Raw genomic sequence first — 20,085 nt, 5'->3', positions numbered from 1 at the left:
CCTATTTCCCGACCGCAATCCCCTCCCGCCGCGGATCGGCAGCGCCGGTGAGGCCGTCGGGGGAGATGGCGATGGCGTGCAGGCCGGAGTTCATTTCGCTCAGCTTCACCTCGTAGCCGAGGGCCTTCAGCGGTTCGGCGAGCTTTTCCGCGTCCGTTCCGGCTTCGAGGTCGTAGGGGCCGAAGCGGTTGACGAGATGCGGCATCGAGACGACCGCGCCGACATCCATGCCCCAGTCGATATGGGCGATCAGCGCCTGGGCGACATAGCCGATGATCTGGCTGCCGCCGGGCGAGCCGATGGCCAGCACGGGCTTGCCGTCCTTCATGACGATGGTCGGCGACATGGAGGAGCGGGGACGCTTGCTGGGCTCCACGCGGTTGGCGACGGGCAGGCCCTCGTCATGGGTCTTGAAGGAGAAGTCGGTGAGCTCGTTGTTGAGCAGGAAACCGCCGGTCATCAGCCGCGAACCGAAGCCGTTCTCGATGGTGGCCGTCATGGAGACGACATTGCCGGCCTTGTCGACGATGACGAAATGGCTGGTGGAGGGCAGTTCGAGCGCGGCATCCCGGCCGAAATTGAAGGCGTGGTCCCATTCCGGCCTGCCCGCCGTCACGGCATCGCCGGCGAGCGCCTTGTCGCCGTCGAGCAGTTTCGCCCGCTCGCCGAGATAGATTTTGTCGAGGAGCCCCTTGATGGGCGCAGGCACGAAATCCGTGTCCGCAAGGTAGCGCTCGCGGTCGGCGAAGGCGAGGCGCTGGGCGTCGCCGATCAGCCGCCAGCTTTCCGGATTGTCCCTGCCGAGCGCCTTGAGGTCGAAATTCTCCAGCATGCCGAGCACCTGGCCGACGGCGACCGCGCCGGAGGAGGGCGGCCCCATGCCGCAGATGTCGAGCGCCCGATAGGCGATGCAGACCGGCCGGCGCTCCTTCACCTGGTAGTTCCGAAGGTCGGCGAGCGAGAGCACGCCGGCATTGCTGCCCGAGCTGCGCACCGTATCGACGATCCCCTGGGCGATGGCGCCGGTATAGAAGGCCGGCGCGCCGCCGCCGGCAATGGCCGACAGCGTCTCGGCATAGGCCGGGTTCCTGAGGATGGTGCCGGCCTTCAGCGGCGCGCCGTCCGCGCCGAAGAAATAGGCGGTGGTCGCCTCGAAGGTCTTCAGCCGGTCCCCTTCGGCGGCGATCAGGCCGGCAAGGCGCGGGGAGACGGCAAAGCCGTCGCGGGCGAGTTTTTCGGCGGGGGCGAAGAGGTCCTTCCAGGGCTTGCGGCCCCAGCGGTTGTGCGCCTCCTGCATCAGCATGACGGTGCCGGGCGTTCCGACGGATCGCCCGCCGACGACGGCGTCGAAGAACTGCATCGGCGCGCCCTTGTCGTCGAGGAAGAGCTTGGGGGTCGCCTCCATCGGCGCCGTCTCGCGCCCGTCGAGCGTGGTGAGGCGCCCGGTCCTGGCGTCGTAGTAGACGAGGAAGGCGCCGCCGCCGAGGCCGGAGGATTGCGGCTCGACGAGGCCGAGCACGGTCTGGACGGCGATCATGGCGTCGATCGCGCTGCCGCCGTCCGCGAGGATCCTTTCGCCGGCCTCGGCCGCAAGCGGGTGCGCGGCTGCCACCATATGGGTCTTCGCGGTGGCGACCTTGGCCGCCGCAAGGCCGGTCGCCCGTTCGGGCGCGACGGCGTCGGAGGCCTGCTGGGCGGGTGCCCCGGCCGATGTCAGGAAAAGAAGCCCGAGGGCGACGAGGGATCGTTTCATCATGGCTGCCTCCGCTGGAGCACGATATAGTGCAGACAATCGCCGGGGGGAGGCAAGGCCGGGGCGGAATTCACCCTTCCTTCACCTTGCCGGCGCTCCGGTTGTGGAAATCGCCGCCGCCCGTTGCGTCAGTTAACTGCATTCTCGCATAGAGCGCCGCAAAACGCGCACCTGTCTTGAAGTCCGCCACCCTCACACTCTATGTAGGGAAGACGAAACTTGCTGATTCCCAACGCTTGCGAAGGGTTTCAGGGCCACACCGATGAAGGATTGACATGAGAAATCCCGTAGATACCGCCATGGCTCTGGTGCCGATGGTCGTCGAGCAAACCAACCGCGGCGAGCGTTCCTACGATATCTATTCGCGCCTCCTGAAGGAGCGCATCATCTTCCTGACGGGTCCCGTCGAGGATCACATCGCAACGCTCGTGTGCGCGCAGCTTCTCTTCCTCGAGGCCGAGAACCCGAAGAAGGAGATCGCGCTCTACATCAATTCGCCGGGCGGCGTCGTCACCTCGGGCATGGCGATCTACGACACGATGCAGTTCATCAAGCCGGCCGTCTCGACGCTCTGCATCGGCCAGGCCGCCTCGATGGGCTCGCTGCTGCTGGCCGCCGGCCACAAGGACATGCGTTTCGCGACGCCGAACGCCCGCATCATGGTGCACCAGCCCTCGGGCGGCTTCTCGGGCCAGGCGTCCGATATCGAGCGCCATGCCAAGGACATCCTCAAGATGAAGCGCAAGCTGAACGAGGTCTATGTCAAGCATTGCGGCCGCACCTACGAGGAGGTGGAACAGACGCTCGACCGTGACCATTTCATGAGCGCCGACGAGGCGAAGGATTGGGGTCTGGTCGACCGCGTGATCACCAGCCGCGAGGCGATCGAGGGCGTCGAGGGCGCGTGACGCCATGCTTTTGCCGCGGATGAAGTTATTGTGACGCATTTGTAATGGTCGCGGGGCTTTATCCGCACGGCAAAGCCGTTAATATTGGCCGTTAATGCTATGTTGATTTGTAACGGCCTAGCATTCGGTGTTCGGTGGGGGATTCGTTGCCACCGGTTTGGGGAAACCCTTTTCCGGTCAGTACCCCTGGAGCCTTTGAAGGACGGCGAGAACGCTTCCGGCAAAGGCGGTTTGAGTGGTCCGGCCATCTTGTCTAAGATGAACGGCGTGCTGGAAGGATAGTGACATGAGCAAGGTCAGCGGCAGCAACGGCGGCGACTCCAAGAATACCCTTTACTGCTCCTTCTGCGGCAAGAGCCAGCACGAGGTCCGCAAGCTGATTGCCGGACCGACCGTGTTCATCTGCGATGAATGCGTCGAATTGTGCATGGACATCATCCGCGAGGAGAACAAGACCTCGATGGTGAAATCCCGCGACGGCGTTCCCACGCCCCAGGATATCATCAAGGTCCTCGACGAATATGTCATCGGCCAGCAGCAGGCGAAACGCATCCTGTCGGTCGCGGTGCACAACCACTACAAGCGCCTGGCGCATGCCGCCAAGGGCTCGGACGTGGAACTGGCGAAGTCGAACATCATGCTGGTCGGCCCGACGGGCTGCGGCAAGACCTATCTCGCCCAGACGCTCGCCCGCATCATCGACGTGCCCTTCACCATGGCCGACGCCACGACGCTGACCGAAGCCGGTTACGTCGGCGAGGACGTGGAGAACATCATCCTGAAGCTGCTTCAGGCCGCCGACTACAATGTCGAGCGCGCCCAGCGCGGCATCGTCTATATCGACGAGGTCGACAAGATCTCGCGCAAGTCCGACAACCCGTCGATCACGCGCGACGTCTCGGGCGAGGGCGTGCAGCAGGCGCTTCTGAAGATCATGGAAGGCACGGTCGCTTCCGTACCGCCGCAGGGTGGCCGCAAGCATCCGCAGCAGGAATTCCTGCAGGTCGACACGACGAACATCCTGTTCATCTGCGGCGGCGCCTTTGCCGGCCTCGACAAGATCATTTCCGCCCGCGGCGAGAAGACCTCGATCGGCTTCGGCGCGACGGTGCGTGCGCCGGAAGACCGCCGCGTCGGCGAGGTTCTGCGCGAGCTGGAGCCGGAAGACCTGGTGAAGTTCGGCCTCATCCCCGAATTCATCGGCCGCCTGCCGGTCCTGGCGACGCTGGAGGACCTCGACGAGGATGCGTTGATCCAGATCCTGTCGGAACCGAAGAACGCGCTCGTCAAGCAGTACCAGCGCCTGTTCGAGATGGAAGACGTGGAACTGACCTTCCACGAGGACGCGCTGCGCGAGATCGCCCGCAAGGCGATCGTCCGCAAGACCGGCGCGCGCGGCCTGCGCTCGATCATGGAGAAGATCCTGCTCGACACGATGTTCGAGCTGCCGACGCTGGAAGGCGTGCGCGAGGTCGTCATCTCCGACGAGGTCGTCAAGGGCTCTGCCCGTCCGCTCTACATCTATTCGGAGCGCTCCGACGAGAAGGCCAACGTTTCGGCCTGATCGGCTGTTGGAATGAGGCGCGCGCCAGCACGTCGATCAAGTGCCGCAACCTCTCTTCCGTCATGGTCGGGCTTGACCCGACCATCCACTGGATCCTCGGCTCAAGGCCGAGGATGACGGTGAGGGTGGGCTGAGGTTGCCATCAATAAGGACCCGCCGCGGCGGGTCTTTTCGTTTGCGTCGCCTGGTGACATTTCGTGACTGGTCGCGTGCCGCGGGAAGGGGCATGATGGGCAAGCTTCCACTGCTTCGTCGGGCCGTTGCGAAACGGTCTGCGCCGGGCCAGAATGGAAGGCGTCGATTCTGTGCTGTGTATGCTCCGGCGGTCCCGCCGGGGGAAGGCCGCAAGTTCCGCGACAGCGCGGAAGACTACACTTCCTGTCGCTGGTTCGCTTGTCCGTCGTGGAGTGGGGCACTCTGCAACCGGGCTTGAAAATGTGTTAGCCGCACGCCACTTGTGGATGGAAAAGATCGCCGGCCCGGCACCCCAAGCGCCGAATGGACCGGTTCCCGGAAACGGGACGTTTGAAAGGAAATGACATGACGAAAAAGACGTCTGCGTCGCACGACTCCACGGCCTTCCCGGTCCTGCCCCTGCGCGACATCGTGGTGTTCCCGCACATGATCGTCCCGCTGTTCGTCGGCCGTGAGAAGTCGATCCGCGCGCTCGAAGAGGTGATGGGCACCGACAAGCAGATCATGCTTGCCACCCAGATCAACGCTTCCGACGACGACCCGGAAGTCGACGCCATCTACCGCATCGGCACCGTCGCCAACGTGCTCCAGCTCCTGAAGCTGCCCGACGGCACCGTCAAGGTGCTGGTCGAAGGCCGTGCGCGCGCCGAGATCGACGGTTACACCGAACGCGACGAGTTCTACGAGGCGATGGCCCATGTGCTGGCCGAGCCGGACGAGGACCCGGTGGAGATCGAGGCGCTGTCGCGCTCGGTCGTCTCCGAGTTCGAGAACTATGTGAAGCTCAACAAGAAGATTTCGCCCGAAGTCGTCGGCGCCGCGAGCCAGATCGAGGACTACTCGAAGCTCGCCGACACCGTTGCCTCGCACCTGTCCATCAAGATCGTCGAGAAGCAGGAAATGCTGGAGACGACGAGCGTCAAGCTGCGCCTTGAAAAGGCGCTCGGCTTCATGGAAGGCGAAATCTCCGTCCTGCAGGTCGAAAAGCGCATCCGCTCGCGTGTCAAGCGCCAGATGGAGAAGACCCAGCGCGAGTACTACCTCAACGAACAGATGAAGGCGATCCAGAAGGAACTCGGCGACGGCGAGGACGGCCGCGACGAGATGGCCGAACTGGAAGAGAAGATCGCCAAGGCCAAGCTCTCCAAGGAAGCCCGCGAGAAGGCGGACGCCGAATTGAAGAAGCTGCGCCAGATGAGCCCGATGTCGGCGGAAGCCACCGTCGTGCGCAACTATCTCGACTGGCTGACGGGCATTCCGTGGGGCAAGAAGTCGAAGATCAAGACCGACCTCAATGCGGCGGAAAAGATCCTCGACGAGGATCATTTCGGCCTCGACAAGGTCAAGGAGCGCATCGTCGAATATCTCGCCGTGCAGGCCCGCTCGACCAAGATCAAGGGGCCGATCCTGTGCCTCGTCGGCCCTCCGGGCGTCGGCAAGACCTCGCTTGCGAAATCGATCGCCAAGGCGACCGGCCGCGAATACATCCGCATGGCGCTCGGCGGCGTGCGCGACGAGGCCGAGATCCGTGGCCATCGCCGCACCTATATCGGCTCGATGCCCGGCAAGGTCATCCAGTCGATGAAGAAGGCGAAGAAGTCCAACCCGCTCTTCCTGCTCGACGAGATCGACAAGATGGGCATGGATTTCCGCGGCGACCCGTCCTCGGCCCTGCTGGAGGTGCTCGATCCGGAACAGAACTCGACCTTCATGGACCACTACCTGGAAGTCGAATACGATCTGTCCAACGTCATGTTCGTGACGACGGCGAACACGCTGAACATTCCCGCGCCCCTGATGGACCGCATGGAAGTGATCCGCATCGCCGGCTATACGGAAGAAGAGAAGCTGGAAATCGCCAAGCGGCACCTGCTGCCCAAGGCGATCCGCGACCACGCGCTGCAGCCGAAGGAATTCTCGGTCACCGACGGCGCGCTGATGGCGGTCATCCAGCAGTATACCCGCGAGGCGGGCGTCAGAAACTTCGAACGGGAACTGATGAAGCTCGCCCGCAAGGCGGTCACCGAGATCATCAAGGGCAAGTCGAAGACGGTCGAGGTCACGGCGGACAACATCCATGACTTCCTCGGCGTTCCGCGCTTCCGCCATGGCGAAGCCGAGCGCGAGGATCAGGTCGGCGTCGTCACGGGCCTTGCCTGGACGGAAGTCGGCGGCGAGCTGCTCACCATCGAAGGCGTCAGCCTGCCGGGTGGCAAGGGCCGCATGACCGTCACCGGCAACCTGAAGGACGTGATGAAGGAATCGATCTCGGCGGCGGCCTCCTATGTCCGCTCGCGCGCCGTCGATTTCGGCATCGAGCCGCCGCGTTTCGACAAGACCGACATCCACGTGCACGTGCCGGAAGGCGCGACGCCGAAGGACGGCCCGTCCGCCGGCATCGCCATGGCGACCGCCATCGTCTCCATCATGACCGGCATCCCGGTCTCGAAGGACATCGCGATGACGGGCGAGGTGACGCTGCGCGGCCGGGTGCTGCCGATCGGCGGCCTGAAGGAAAAGCTGCTCGCCGCGCTTCGCGGCGGCATCAAGAAGGTGCTGATCCCGGAAGAGAACGCCAAGGATCTGGCCGACATTCCGGACAATGTGAAGAACAATATGGAGATCGTCCCGGTGACCCGCATGGGCGAGGTGATCAAGCATGCGCTGGTCCGCCGGCCCGAGCCGATCGAGTGGGACGGCACGGTCGAGGATGCCAAGGTTCCGGCGGTCGAATCGACCGACGAGGGCACCGGCGCGATCGCGCATTGAGCCTTTATGCCGGGTAAAGCATCCGGCATTTTGGAGCGAAACGGGAAAAGACCGGCCGTTCGGCCGGTCTTTTTCGTTGAAAAGCGTGTGTAAAGCCCGGATTCTCAGGGTTTTGCGACGAAATTTTCTTGCGAGGCGAAGGGCGATGCGTATTCTGCCCCCGACTTGTATGAGTCGTTTCAAACCGTATGAAAGGGGTGGAAACATGAACAAGAATGAACTCGTATCCGCAGTGGCTGAGAAGTCTGGCCTCTCCAAGACGGACGCAGCATCGGCTGTCGACGCCGTTTTCGAGACGATCCAGGGCGAACTCAAGAACGGTGGCGACGTTCGTCTCGTCGGTTTCGGCAATTTCTCCGTATCGCGCCGCGAAGCTTCGAAGGGCCGCAACCTTTCGACCGGCGCCGAGATCGAGATCCCGGCACGCAACGTGCCGAAGTTCTCGGCCGGCAAGGGCCTGAAGGACGCCGTCAACGGCTGATCCTTGGTTCGGGCAGAGCGGTTATCCACTCCGCCGCCAAACCTGAAGTTCAGGGTCGGGGTCCGGTTCTTCCGGGCCCCTTTTTATTTGCGGGAGAAGGGGCGGCACTGTCGCCGAAATGTCATCGGCCTGTAACAGGAAAGCCTCAGAACCGCCGGGTTCCTTTTGACCGGATCCCGGAGGATTTCATGAAAACCCGTTCGATCACCGCCGCCCTCGCGGCGGTCCTCGCCGCATCGGTGGCCCCCGCCGCCAGCGCCGAGCCCGTATTCAATCGCATTGCGTCCTTCGCCGTCGCCGACAACCTGCCGGAGGGCGTGGACAGGGCGACGCCGACCTCGTCCGAAATCATTGCCGCCTCCGAGGACGGCAACACGCTCGTCTATTCCGACAGCCCGAACAAGGCGATCGGCTTCATCGACATCACCGACGCCAGGGCCCCGAAGGCCGGAGGCTCCCTTTCCTTCGAGGGCGAGCCGACCTCGGTCGCGATCGCGGCCGGCAAGGCGCTCGTCGCCATCAACACGCGCGAGAGCTTCGTGAAGCCGTCCGGCGTCCTCGCCCAGGTCGATCTCGCTTCCAAGGCCATCGAGGCGACCTGCGATCTCGGCGGCCAGCCGGATTCGATCGCCCTCAACAAGGACAGGACGATCGCCGCCATCGCCATCGAGAACGAGCGCGACGAGGAGGTCAATGACGGCGCCATCCCGCAGATGCCGGCCGGCGATCTCGTGCTGCTGTCCCTCAAGGACGGCATCGTCGATTGCGGCTCGATCAAGCATGTCGCGCTGACCGGCCTTGCCGATGTCGCGGGTGAGGATCCGGAACCCGAATTCGTCGCCTTCAACAGCCTCGACGAGGTCGCCGTCACCCTGCAGGAGAACAACCACATCGTCGTCGTCGACGGCAGGAACGGCACGGTGAAGAGCCATTTCTCCGCCGGCACGGTCAACCTTGAAGGCATCGACACCAAGAAGGACGGCGCCCTGAAGTTCACGGGCGAGATGAAGGATGTCGCCCGCGAGCCCGACGCCGTGAAGTGGCTCGACGACGACCGCCTGGTCGTTGCCAATGAAGGCGACTGGAAGGGCGGCGCGCGCGGCTTCACCATCTTCGACAAGCAGGGCAAGGTTCTCTACGAGAACGGTGCCGGCTTCGAGCGCGAGATCGCCAGGATCGGCCATTACCCGGACAAGCGCAACAAGAAGGGCGTCGAGCCGGAAGGCATGGAAGCGGCCAGGTTCGGCGACGACAACCTGTTCTTCGTGCTCGCCGAGCGTGCCTCGATCGTCGGCGTCTACAAGGACACCGGCGGCGAGCCCGAGCTTCTGCAGCTGCTGCCCTCGGGCGTCGGCCCGGAAGGCGCCGTCGCCATTGCGAGCCGCAACCTCTTCGTGACCGCCAACGAGACCGACCTCGTCGAGGACGGCGGCGCCCGCTCGCATGTCATGATCTATGAGCGTGCGGAAGGGGAGGTTGCCTATCCGCAGATCGTCTCCACCGACAAGGACGGCGAGCTGATCGGCTTCGGCGCCCTCTCGGGCCTTGCCCCGGTCAAGGACAAGCCGGGCATGCTCTATGCCGTCAACGATTCCTTCTACGCCGCGCAGCCGACGATCTTCACGATCGACGCCACTGCGAAGCCGGCGAGGATCGTCGATGCATTGCGCATCACGCGCAATGGCGCGGCCGCCCAGAAGCTCGACAGCGAAGGCCTGACGCCGGACGGCGAGGGCGGCTTCTGGCTCGCCAACGAAGGCGATGCCGACAAGCTCTACAGCCACGCCATCATCCATGTGAACGAAAAGGGCGAGATCCAGAAGGAAATCGCCATTCCCGCCGCGCTGCGCGCCGGCGAGAAGCGCTTCGGCTTCGAAGGCATCACCAGCGTCGGCGAAGGCGATGACAAGGTGCTGTGGATGGCCGTGCAGCGCGAATGGGGCGATGACGAGAAGGGTTTCGTGAAGCTCGTCTCCTACAAGCCGTCCTCGGAGGAATGGGGCGCCGTGCGCTACCCGCTCGAAAAGACGGAAAGCGGCTGGGTCGGCCTTTCCGAAATCACCGTGAACGGCGAGCATGCCTATATCATCGAGCGCGACAACCTGATCGGCCAGGCCGCCAGGCTGAAGAAGCTCTACCGCGTGGCGCTCGCCGACCTGAAGCCGGCCGCGCTCGGCGGCGACCTGCCCGTCGTCAGGAAGGAGGAGGTCCGCGACCTCATCCCGGACCTCAAGGGCGCCACCAACGGCTTCGTCGTCGACAAGGTCGAGGGCTTTGCCATCGATGCCGCCGGCAACGGCTTCATCGTGACCGACAATGACGGCGTGGACGATTCCTCCGGCGAGACGCTGTTCTTCGGCATCGGCCCGATGAACGCCATTTAAGCTGCGCGCATCACCGCCCCTTTTCCCGCAGGCGGGGAGAGGGGTCGGTTGCCGAAAGCAGGAACGAAAAAAGCCGGGATCCTGCGATCCCGGCTTTTTTGTCTTTCGTCTTCGCCGGGCTCAGCCGACGGCGCGCAACGGCCGCGCGGGGGCTGCCCCGGCGCTTCCTTCGGCCTTGTCCCGTTCGCGTTGCAATTCCTCGGTCTTCTCGCTGAGGCAGCCGATGATCTCCTTGAGATGCTGCTTCTGGTCCTCGGTCAGCACCGCGAAGATCGCTTCGATCGTCTTGTGCTGCGGCTGCTGGGCGGCGGAGATCACCGTGCGGCCCATATCCGTGATCGAGACGATCTTGGCACGACGGTCCTTCGGGTCCGGCTCGCGCTTGACGAGCTTGTCGCGCTCCAGCCCGTCGATCGCTTCCGTCACCGTGCGGGGCGCGAAGCCGAGCGCGCAGGCGATGTCCGTCGAGCGCTGCGGCCCCTGGCATTCCAGAAGAAGCAGGAACTTGCTGCGGGCAAGCGACACGCCTTCGTCCATCATGCACTCGTTCACCAGGCGACTCACCTGATGGTAGAGTTTGAACATGCCCTGGGAGATTTCTATCGTGCTACTCATGAGGGGAAATATAGGTATTATGAGGGACCATGTCAAATGATCACGAAGGTTTTCGGATAATTTGATCATAGATATTGAACGATCTCTGTAAATGCGAACGGTCAGGCGGAGGACGTTATTCCCGCCCTTTTCCGGATTTTTCCGGGTGGGACGATTTCTCTCCTGCATAACCCTGTCGGCGATGCGCCAAGCATTGACCCGGCGGGAGGGGAAAGCGATTGTCCGGGGATGCCGTTCCGCTTCATCCATACCGCCGATCTCCATCTCGATTCGCCCCTGACATCGCTCGCCCTGCGCAATGCCGAGCTTGGCGACCTGGTGCGCGGGGCGACGCGCAAGGCGCTGGAGCGCATCGTCGATCTTGCCATCACGGAAGCCGTCGACGCGCTCATCATCGCCGGCGATCTCTACGACGGCTCGCAGACCTCGATGGCGACGGCGCTCTTCCTGATGGAGCAGATGCGCCGGCTGGAGGCGGCCGGCATCCGCGTCTTCCTCATCCGCGGCAATCATGACGCCCAGTCGCAGATCACCCGCGAACTGACCTTTCCGCCGAACGTGCACGTCTTCGACGGCCGCGGGAAGCCGGTAAGGGCCGGCATATTGGCGAGCGGCCGCGAGGTCCACGTCCACGGCATCAGCTTTGCCAATCCCCATGCCCCGGCCTCGCTCCTGCCGGGCTTTCGCGCCCCGCTGCCGGACGCCGTCAATATCGGCCTGATGCACACCAGCCTTGCCGGCGCCAGCCGCCACGATCCCTATGCGCCCGTCGGCATAGCCGATCTTGCCGCGCACGGCTTCGACTACTGGGCGCTCGGGCACATCCACCAGCGCCGGGTGCATCTCGAAAAGCCGTGGATCGTCATGCCCGGCAATCCGCAGGGCCGTGACATCAACGAGGGCGGCCCGAAGGGCGTGACCCTCGCCACCGTCGACGATGACGGCACGATCACCTGCGCGCTGCATCCGGTTGCCGTCGCCCTGTTCGAGCGGCTTTCCGTCGATCTTTCCGGCATCGACGACTGGCGCGGCATGCTCGACCGCATCGAAGCCGCGCTGGCGGAGGCGCGGGTGGCCGCGGGCGGCGCCCATCTCGTCGCACGCCTCACCCTTGCCGGCGCCACGCCGCTCGCCTGGCGCCTGCGCCGCGACGAAGACCTGCTCGCCGCCGAATTGCAGAACCTTGCCGCCTCGCTCGGCGAATGCTGGATCGAGGCGGTGGAGCTTTCCGTCGCCGCGCCGCTTGTCGCGGCCGGTGCCGATGCCGGCCCTCTTACCGAGCTGTCGCGCCTGATGCGCGAGGACGTCGTCGAAAGCCATGCCTATCGCGAGGAGCTGCGCGAGGCGCTGGCCGACCTCCTGCGCCAGTTGCCGAAGGAGGCGCGCAGCCTGCTGGCGGCGGACGAGGCGGCGGAGGAGACCCTGCTCCATGAGCTCGCCCTTGAGGGCGCCGATGCCGTTCTCGCCCGCCTCGGCGGGGAAGGCGCGGGGGCATAGCCGATGCGCCTCGATCGCCTGGACCTCGTCCGCTACGGGAAATTCACCGACCGCAGCCTCGATTTCGGCGCGGCCCAGCCCGGAAAGCCGGATTTCCACCTCGTCTACGGCCCGAACGAGGCGGGCAAGTCCACGCTCTTTTCCGCCTATCTCGACCTGCTCTTCGGCATCGAGAAATCCAGCGCCTACGGCTTCCTGCATCCCTATGCCCTGATGCGCGTCGGCGGGCAGTTCTCCGTCGGTGCCGAGCGCCACGAGGCCTATCGCCTGAAGCGCAACCAGGCCTCGCTCGTCTCCGCCGACGACCGCCCCCTGCCGGACACGCTCTTTGCCACCGTGCTCGGCGGCATGGACCGCAATGCCTATCGCACCATGTTCTCGCTCGACGACGAGAGCATCGAGAAGGGCGGCGAGGACATCCTGAAGAGCGAGGGCGAGCTCGGCGCGATGCTCTTTTCCGCCAGCTCCGGCCTGTCCGACATGGCCACGGGCCTTGCGGCGCTGAAGGCGGAGGCCGACGAGTTCTATCGTCCCTCCGGCCGCAAGCACGCGCTCTCGGCCCTCAAGGCGGATATCGAGGCCCTCGCCGGCGAGCGCAAGGCGCTCGACGTCGCGGCCCGCGACTATGGCCTCCTGGTGCGCGAGCGCGATGCCGCCGCCGGGCGGCACGGCGAGATGACCGCCGCCCGGGCCGAGGTGCGCGCCGCGCTGGCGCAGGTGGAGCGCAGCCTCTCCGCGCTGCCATACCTTCGGCGCCTGCGCGCCTTGCGTGCCGAACTCGGCGCGTTCGACCTCGGTGATTCCCCGCCGGCTGCCTGGCGGTCGCTTTCCGGCGAACTGGCGCGCGAGGAGGCGGAAATCGCCGCCCGGGCCGCCCGCATGGAGGCCGAGCGCCTGCATCTTGCCGAGGAACTGGCGGTGCTGCCCGAGGACGCGGCCGTGCTGGCCGTGGAAGGCGACATCGCGGCCCTTGTCGGTTCCGCGCTCGAAGCCCGGTTCCGCACGGCGGCAATGGATCTTGCCGCCCGCGAGGCGGAGCGGGACCAGGTGGCCGTCTCCATCGGGGCGAGCCTTGCCGTGTTCGGCCTGCCCGCGGATGCCGACCCGGCCGGCATCCTGCTTCCTCCCGGCCTTGGCGAGAAACTCGCAGCCCTCCTGTCGCGGCGGGCGACGCTTGCGGAACGGGCCGAGGCGGCGCTTCGCGAGCGTGCCGAGGCGGAACGGGCGCTTGCTGCTGCCGGCGGCGAGGCCGGTGCCGTTTCGGATGAGCAGCGGCAGGCGGATGCGGCGCTGCAATCGACGCTCGCTGCCGTCCTGCGTGCCGCCCGGTCCACCGATCTTCCGGCGCGCCTTCGCGAGGCCCGGCGTCTCGTCGCGCTTGCCCGGCAGGAGGCCGACGGCGCGATGGCCCGTCTTGCGCCCTGGTCCGGCACGGCGGCGTCCCTGGAAGGCATGGCGGTTCCGCCGCCCGCCGAAATCGAGGGCCTGCGCAGACGATACGATATTGCGGCCGAGGCCCTGCACCGTCAGCGGGAGCAGGTTGCCGCGCTGGAACTGGAGGTCGCCTCTGCCCGTGCGACGCTTGCGGCGCTGCAAAAGGCGACCGGCGCCGCCGGCGAAGAGCAGGCGAGCCATCTGCGGGCCGTGCGCGACGCGGCCTGGCGGACGCATGTCGGAACTCTCGACAGCGCTTCCGCCGCCGCCTTCGAGCAGGCGATGCGCGACGACGACCGTGCTTCGGAGGCGTGCCTGCGCAATGCCGACCGCCTTTCGGAGCTTCGCCTTCTCGAACGGACGGCTGCGGAGGGCACGGCGCGGCTGGAGACCCTCGGGGATGACGTGACGCGCCTGATGGAGGCGCGGGCGGCGGTTGAAGCGCAGATAGCGGCGCTTGCCCGGCGCCTCGGCCTGCCCGAGGGGGCGACGCTGGCGGACATGGCCGGCTGGCTGGAACGGCGGACGGCGGCGCTGGACGCGCTTGGCGCGCTCGCGCTGCGCACGGTCGCGGCCGATCTCGTCGAACAGGACAGGCGGGACGTGCTGGCGCGGCTGGCGGCGCTGCTCGGCGAAGCGCTGGCGGAGGATAGCCCCTTCGAAGAAGCGTTGTTCCTTGCCGAGGATAGGCTGGAGGCGCTGAAGGCGGGCGAGGCCCGGCGGCTCGCCGCGGCCGCGCAGCTTGCCCGGTTGAAAGCCGATGCCGATATGCGCGGCAAGGCCGCGGAGGACGCCGGCGCGGCGCTTGCCGAATGGCAGGAGGCATGGGCGCGGGTGATCGCCGGCACCTGGCTTGCACGGCAGGATGCGCCCGTCTCGCTGGACCGCGTTGCCGCCTTCCTCCCGGCGCTGCAGACGCTCGCCCAGAATGTCGAGCGGCGCAGGGACTTCGACCATCGGATCGCCGGCATGCGCCGCGACCAGAAGGACTACGCCGACCATGCCCGCCGTCTCGCCGCGCGTCTGTCCGAGCCGTTTAACGCCGAGGACCCGCTCGCGACCGTCGCGGCTTTCGGTCGGCGGCTCGCCGCGGCGACGGCGGTGCGCCAGCGGCGCGAGGCGATCGACAAGGCGGTTCTGCGCCTTGACGAGGAGGAGAGGGCGCTGGACGAGCGCCGGACGGTGCTCGCCGCGCGGCTTTCGGAGGTCTACGCCGTCCTCGGCTGCGACACGCTCGCGGAGGCGGACGTGCTGCTCGAAGCTTACCGCAAGCGCGACGAGATCCTGGCGCGCGTCCATGACGTCGGCCGCGACCTCGCCCAGCAGCTCCGCACCGAGACGGTCGAGGAAGCCGAGGCGCTGCTCTCGGCGGTCGATGACGACCAGCTCGCCGTGGAGAAGGACGCGCTCTCCGCACGGCTGGAAGAGCTCGACCGCGCGGTGCAGGAACAGCACCTGCTGCGCGCGCGGGCGGAGGAGGCGCTGGCGAAGGTCGCCGGCAGCGATGCGGCGGCGGTGCTGGAGGAGCGGCGCCGCACGGTGCTGGTCGACCTGGCGGAGAAATCGCGGCGCTACCTTGCGACGCGCGCCGGCATCCTGGCCGCGGAACAGGCCCTGCGGCTCTACCGCGAGCGCCATCGCAGCGCGATGATGGAGCGTGCGTCCCGGACCTTCCGCGACATCACGGCCGGCGAATATACCGGCCTTTCGACGATCCTCGAAAAGGACAGCGAATTCCTCGTTGTCAATGCCGCCTCCGGCGGCGCGAAGCTGGCGAAGGACCTTTCCAAGGGCACGCGCTTCCAGCTCTATCTGGCGCTGCGCGTGGCGGGCTACCATGAGATCGCCGCCAGCCGCGAGATCGTGCCCTTCATCGCCGACGACATCATGGAAACCTTCGACGACCGGCGCGCGCTCAATGCCCTGACGGTGATGGGCGCGATGGCGACAGGCGGGCAGGTGATCTACCTCACCCATCACGAACATCTCTGCGATCTCGCGAAAAAAGCCTGCCCCGATGTCACGATCCATGAATTGTGAGGCCAGAAACGTCGAAGCGTAAAGGAAGCGTTAGCGTCGAAACTTGACTTGGCCGGTGGTAAGTGGTTCTTGGCGCACCACCGGCATTGCTGCGAAGCCTGCTTCGCGCGGCGCTCCGCCCTGAAGAAACGGACGGATATGACGTTGAGGACCGACAGAGAAGCGACGATCTGGGAGCGGGGTTTTGCGCCCGTCGGCTTCCTCGTGCTGCTCGTCACCCTGTTCCTGTCGCAATTTTCCCTGCCCGGCAATGCAGACGGCGCCGGTCATCCGCCGCGGGCGGCGGCCGAAGGCGGCGTTGCGCCGTCGCCGCTGTCGGCCACCGGCGAGGAGCTTTGGTTCCCCGCCAGCGGCCATGCCGAGCGGCGGGTCGCCAAGGTCAAGAGCGGCCTGCCGGAGGGCGATGCCGCCGGCAAGGCGCTCGTCCCGGGCGCCGGTGCCGTGCTTTATCCCTTCGAGACCGCCGCCTCGGTGGTCCCTGTCGCTGTCGACGATGCGGCGCCCGCCCGCCTGGGTCCGGCATCCTTCCGCAGCCGCGCGCCGCCGGCTCTTTCCGCCTGAGGCCCTGTGGCGTCCCGTACGCCGCGCCATTCGTTCGAAATTCCGATTCCCGCGGACGGTGCCGACTTCACGTCGCGCCCGTCCGGCAGTCTAGATGGAACAACCCCATGAAAACCTCCAAATGGGCATTGTTGGTCTATATCGCGATCATCCTCTTCGGGGTGCTCGCGGCCGTGCCCAACGTGCTGACGCCTGAACAGCAGGCGAAATTCGGGCGCTTCCTGCCCGCCAATCCCGTCACCCTCGGCCTCGACCTGAAGGGCGGTTCGCATCTCGTGCTGGAGGTCGATTCGGCGGCGCTGCGCAAGGCGCGCATGGACGTGCTGCTGAACGATACGCGCGCGATCCTGCGCACAGCCGGCGAGCGCGCTTCGGCCGCCCGCCTCAGCGGCACGACGCTGACGATCACGCTGCCCGACCCGGCGGCGCGCGACAAGATCCTGCCGGAGGTGCGCAAGCTCGCGACGCCGACGACGACGCTCGGCTTTACCGCCGGCAGCGCCGATATCGATGTCGCCACCAGCGACAACCTGATCAATGTCACGTTGACGGAAGCCGGCATCAACGAGCGCATGTCGGCCGCCGTCGAGCAGAGCCTCGAGATCATCCGCCGCCGCGTCGACCAGGTCGGCGTTGCCGAACCGCTCATCCAGCGCGTCGGCGGCGATCGCATCCTCGTCCAGCTGCCGGGCCTGCAGGACCCGACGCGCCTGCGCCAGCTGCTCGGCTCCACCGCGCAGATGAGCTTCCACATGGTCGATCAGACCGTGGACCCGAACGGCGTCGCCCCGCGCGGCGTTATGATCCTGCCCGGCGCCAACGACCCCGGCAAATATGCCGTGGAAGAGCGCGTCGCCATTTCGGGCGATCGCCTCGCGGATGCCAAGGCCGGCTTCGACCAGCGCACGAACGAGCCGATCGTCTCGTTCAGCTTCGATTCCACCGGTGCGCGCCAGTTCGCGGAGATCACCCAGGCGAATGTGGGAAAACCCTTCGCCATCGTGCTCGACGGCAAGGTGCTGACGGCCCCCGTCATCCGCGAACCGATCATCGGCGGCCAGGGCCAGATTTCGGGCAATTTCAACCCGCAGGAAGCGACCGTTCTGTCGGCGCTGCTGCGCTCCGGCGCGCTGCCGGCGCCGCTCACCATCATCGAGGAGCGCACCGTCGGCCCGAACCTCGGCTCCGACTCGATCCGCATGGGCCTTTATACCGGCCTTGCCGGCCTTGCCGCCGTCGTCGTGCTGATGCAGGTGCTCTACGGTTCGTGGGGCCTCATCGCCAATCTCGGCCTCGTGCTGCATACGGTGCTGACCATCGGCACGCTCGGCCTGCTCGGCTCGACGCTCACCTTGCCCGGCATCGCCGGCATCATCCTCGGCATCGGCATGGCCGTCGACGCCAACATCCTGATCAATGCGCGTATCCGAGAGGAGACGGCGGCGGGGGCGGGGGCCATGAAGGCGCTCGACGTCGGCTTCAACAAGGCCTATGCCACCATCGTCGACGGCAACATGACGACCATGGTCGGCATGATCCTGCTCTTCATGTTCGGCTCGGGCCCGGTGCGCGGCTTCGCCATCACCATGATCATCGGTCTTGCGATCTCGATGTTCACCTCGATCACCTTCGTGCGCCTCCTGATGCGCGAGGTGGTGATCCGCCGCAAGATGAAGCGGATCGACATCCACTCGATCTTCGGCAAGGTCTGGAGCATCCCGAGCTTCTCCTTCATGCGCGGGCGCTACATCGCCATCGCCATGTCGGCCTTCATCTCGATCAGCTCGATCATCCTGTTCTTCACGCCGGGCCTCAACTACGGCATCGACTTCGTCGGCGGCATCCAGGTCGAGGCGACGTCCAAGACGCCGATCGACCTCGCCCCGCTGCGCGAGAAGATGGAGGGGCTGAACCTCGGTGAAGTGGCCCTGCAGGAATTCGGCCAAGGCACCTCGGTCCTCGTGCGCGTCCAGCGCCAGCCGGGCGGCGAAGAGGTGCAGACGGCGGCCTTGCAGAAGATCCGCGACGGCGTTGCCGAAGTGATCCCGGATGCCAATTTCGAGCGGACGGAAGTGGTCGGCCCGACGGTCAGCACCGAGCTTGCCCGCTCCGGCTTCCTCGCCGTCGGCCTCGGCATGGTGGCGATCCTGCTCTATATCTGGTGGCGGTTCGAGTGGCACTTCGCCGTGGGCGCCATCGCGACGCTGATCCTGGATATCACCAAGATGATCGGCTTCTTCTCGCTGATGCAGATCGACTTCAACCTGACGGCCATCGCCGCCGTGCTGACGCTGATCGGCTACTCGGTCAACGACAAGGTGGTGGTCTACGACCGCATGCGCGAGAACCTGCGCAAGTACAAGTCGATGCCGTTCTCCGACCTCATCGACCTGTCGATCAACCAGGTGGTCATGCGATGCATCTTCACCTCGGTCGCCGTCGCCGCCTCGCTGCTGCCGATGGCGATCTGGGGCGGCGACACGGTCAAGCCCTTCGCCTGGCCGATGCTGTTCGGCGTGGTCGTTGCGACCACCTCGTCGATCTATATCGGCGGCCCGATCCTGCTCTTCCTCAGCCGCTGGTGGAAGGACCGCGATACCGCGCGGGCGGCCGCCTCGGCAACGACGCCGGCAACGGAAGCATAAAACAGAACGGGCGCCCCTGGGGCGCCCGTTTCGTTTCAGGAGAAGCGGCGGGGGCTGAAGGTCTCCGCCGTTATGCCCTCGCGGGCGAGCGGCTCGGGCACCGGGCTTCCGGTGAGGAGGGCGGCGGAAAGGCTGCCGAGGGCGGGCGAGGTCAGGATGCCGTAGCCGCCCTGGCCGGCGAGCCAGAAGAAGGACGGCTCGTCCCCGGCCGGGCCGATGACGGGCAGGCGGTCCGCCGAGAAACTGCGCATGCCGGCCCAGCTCCGGAAGACGCGGCGCACCGTGAGCGTCGTTGCCTCCTCGACATAGTGGGCGGCATAGGCGATGTCGAGCTCCTCCGGCTGCACATCCGCCGCCTCGCAGGGCGTCGCATCGGCAGGCGAGGCCAGCAGGCGGCCCCCTTCCGGCTTGAAGTAGAACAGATCCTCGATCTCGTTGATCTCCGGCAGGCGGCTCGCGTCGATGCCATCGGGCAGGTCGACGGTGATGGCCGTGCGGCGGTGCGGCACGATGCCGGCGGGCGCGACGCCGGAAAGCGCGGCGACCGCATCGGCCCAGCCGCCGGCCGCATTCACCAGCATGCCGGCGGCGATCGTCTCCTCGCCGGCTTCGATCAGCCATCGGCCGCCGGCGCGGCGGGCGCCGGCAAAGCGGCGGCCCTCGACGATCTGGGCACCATGGCGCCGGGCGTGGCGGGCATAGGATTGCAGCAGCGCGTCCACCTCGATGTCCCAGTAGTCGGGGTCGAAATAGGCGGCGGCCGCATAGGCGGGGTCCAGCATCGGCGCGCGGGCGAGCATCGCGGCCTCGTCCAGCCATTCCACCGCCACGCCGAGGCTTCTGGCCGTTTCGAAGCGTTCGCGCACCAGCGCCGCCTTCTCCGCCGCGCCGAGGATGATGCTGCCCCGCTCGATGAGCAGCGGCACGGCGGCGAACCCCTCGGGCGGCCGCATGAGGAAAGCATGGCTGGCGCGGGCAAGCGCATTCACCAGCGGCGCATTGTCCCGCAGCGTGAATTCCGCCGCCGAGCGGCCGGTGCTGTGATAGCCGAGCGCGCCCTCCTGCTCCAGCACGGCGACGGAACGGTGCGGGCTCAGGAAATAGGCGAGCGAAAGGCCGGCAATGCCGCCGCCGATGATCACGATGTCGAATGTCCGCATGACCCGCCTCCGCTCTAGACCCTTGTCCCTCCTGCCTAAGCAAGCCGGCCGCATTCTTCAAATTTATAGGGATGAAGGT

12 protein-coding genes are annotated in these 20,085 nt (G+C 66.2%); 9 read left to right on the top strand and 3 right to left on the bottom strand.

What is annotated here, in order from left to right:
* Nucleotide 1: 1 nt before the first annotated feature.
* The gene (ggt, locus tag MUU56_RS03210) at nt 2–1,753 is read right to left on the bottom strand and encodes a gamma-glutamyltransferase (protein ID WP_244766005.1); all 1,752 of its coding nucleotides are present in this window, start codon (nt 1,751–1,753) and stop codon (nt 2–4) included.
* 275 nt (nt 1,754–2,028) lie between these two features.
* Here ggt and clpP point away from each other — a divergent pair, with 275 nt between their 5' ends.
* The 5 genes from clpP (at nt 2,029) to MUU56_RS03185 (ending at nt 10,054) form a co-directional block, all read left to right on the top strand.
* The gene (gene clpP / locus MUU56_RS03205) at nt 2,029–2,661 is read left to right on the top strand and encodes an ATP-dependent Clp endopeptidase proteolytic subunit ClpP (protein ID WP_244765856.1); all 633 of its coding nucleotides are present in this window, start codon (nt 2,029–2,031) and stop codon (nt 2,659–2,661) included.
* Between the two features lie 286 nt (nt 2,662–2,947).
* Nucleotides 2,948–4,225: an ATP-dependent Clp protease ATP-binding subunit ClpX gene (gene clpX, locus MUU56_RS03200; RefSeq protein WP_064329747.1), complete on the top strand. Its 1,278-nt coding sequence runs from the start codon at nt 2,948–2,950 to the stop codon at nt 4,223–4,225.
* A gap of 540 nt (nt 4,226–4,765) precedes the next feature.
* Nucleotides 4,766–7,189, top strand: coding sequence for an endopeptidase La (gene lon, locus MUU56_RS03195; protein ID WP_244765855.1), 2,424 nt, complete (start codon nt 4,766–4,768; stop codon nt 7,187–7,189).
* 205 nt (nt 7,190–7,394) lie between these two features.
* A complete protein-coding gene (gene hupB / locus MUU56_RS03190; protein ID WP_023516583.1) occupies nt 7,395–7,670 on the top strand; it encodes a DNA-binding protein HupB in 276 nt (91 codons plus the stop codon).
* A gap of 188 nt (nt 7,671–7,858) precedes the next feature.
* Nucleotides 7,859–10,054 (top strand): esterase-like activity of phytase family protein, encoded by a 2,196-nt coding sequence (locus tag MUU56_RS03185; protein WP_244765854.1) that lies wholly within the window; start codon nt 7,859–7,861, stop codon nt 10,052–10,054.
* Nucleotides 10,055–10,174: 120 nt separating this feature from the next.
* Here MUU56_RS03185 and MUU56_RS03180 read toward each other — a convergent pair whose 3' ends face one another.
* The gene (locus MUU56_RS03180) at nt 10,175–10,639 is read right to left on the bottom strand and encodes a MarR family winged helix-turn-helix transcriptional regulator (RefSeq protein ID WP_244765853.1); all 465 of its coding nucleotides are present in this window, start codon (nt 10,637–10,639) and stop codon (nt 10,175–10,177) included.
* Between the two features lie 258 nt (nt 10,640–10,897).
* Between MUU56_RS03180 and MUU56_RS03175 the strand changes: the two genes are divergently transcribed.
* The 4 genes from MUU56_RS03175 to secD all read left to right on the top strand — a co-directional run bounded on the left by MUU56_RS03175 (nt 10,898) and on the right by secD (nt 18,846).
* Nucleotides 10,898–12,166: a metallophosphoesterase family protein gene (locus tag MUU56_RS03175; protein ID WP_244765852.1), complete on the top strand. Its 1,269-nt coding sequence runs from the start codon at nt 10,898–10,900 to the stop codon at nt 12,164–12,166.
* Between the two features lie 3 nt (nt 12,167–12,169).
* The gene (locus MUU56_RS03170; RefSeq protein WP_244765851.1) at nt 12,170–15,640 is read left to right on the top strand and encodes an ATP-binding protein; all 3,471 of its coding nucleotides are present in this window, start codon (nt 12,170–12,172) and stop codon (nt 15,638–15,640) included.
* 144 nt (nt 15,641–15,784) lie between these two features.
* Nucleotides 15,785–16,201, top strand: a complete 417-nt coding sequence (locus tag MUU56_RS03165; protein ID WP_244765850.1) for a hypothetical protein — start codon at nt 15,785–15,787, stop codon at nt 16,199–16,201.
* A 107-nt stretch (nt 16,202–16,308) separates the two neighbouring features.
* Entirely contained in the window at nt 16,309–18,846 is a 2,538-nt protein-coding gene (gene secD, locus MUU56_RS03160; protein WP_244765849.1) for a protein translocase subunit SecD, read from the top strand.
* Between the two features lie 35 nt (nt 18,847–18,881).
* On the opposite strand, the gene MUU56_RS03155 is transcribed toward secD, so the two are convergent.
* Nucleotides 18,882–20,006 (bottom strand): NAD(P)/FAD-dependent oxidoreductase, encoded by a 1,125-nt coding sequence (locus MUU56_RS03155; protein ID WP_244765848.1) that lies wholly within the window; start codon nt 20,004–20,006, stop codon nt 18,882–18,884.
* Nucleotides 20,007–20,085 lie beyond the last annotated feature (79 nt).

The organism is Shinella yambaruensis (assembly GCF_022899355.1).
GTDB lineage: Bacteria > Pseudomonadota > Alphaproteobacteria > Rhizobiales > Rhizobiaceae > Shinella > Shinella yambaruensis.
Note: the sequence above shows the minus strand (reverse complement) of the source record. Positions and strands in the feature narration are given on the sequence as shown.

Coding starts and splice junctions, on each gene's coding strand:
- ggt (WP_244766005.1), bottom strand. CDS start 1,753: ATGAAACGATCCCTCGTCGCCCTCGGGCTTCTTTTCCTGACATCGGCC.
- clpP (WP_244765856.1), top strand. CDS start 2,029: ATGAGAAATCCCGTAGATACCGCCATGGCTCTGGTGCCGATGGTCGTC.
- clpX (WP_064329747.1), top strand. CDS start 2,948: ATGAGCAAGGTCAGCGGCAGCAACGGCGGCGACTCCAAGAATACCCTT.
- lon (WP_244765855.1), top strand. CDS start 4,766: ATGACGAAAAAGACGTCTGCGTCGCACGACTCCACGGCCTTCCCGGTC.
- hupB (WP_023516583.1), top strand. CDS start 7,395: ATGAACAAGAATGAACTCGTATCCGCAGTGGCTGAGAAGTCTGGCCTC.
- MUU56_RS03185 (WP_244765854.1), top strand. CDS start 7,859: ATGAAAACCCGTTCGATCACCGCCGCCCTCGCGGCGGTCCTCGCCGCA.
- MUU56_RS03180 (WP_244765853.1), bottom strand. CDS start 10,639: ATGTTCAAACTCTACCATCAGGTGAGTCGCCTGGTGAACGAGTGCATG.
- MUU56_RS03175 (WP_244765852.1), top strand. CDS start 10,898: ATGCCGTTCCGCTTCATCCATACCGCCGATCTCCATCTCGATTCGCCC.
- MUU56_RS03170 (WP_244765851.1), top strand. CDS start 12,170: ATGCGCCTCGATCGCCTGGACCTCGTCCGCTACGGGAAATTCACCGAC.
- secD (WP_244765849.1), top strand. CDS start 16,309: ATGAAAACCTCCAAATGGGCATTGTTGGTCTATATCGCGATCATCCTC.
- MUU56_RS03155 (WP_244765848.1), bottom strand. CDS start 20,006: ATGCGGACATTCGACATCGTGATCATCGGCGGCGGCATTGCCGGCCTT.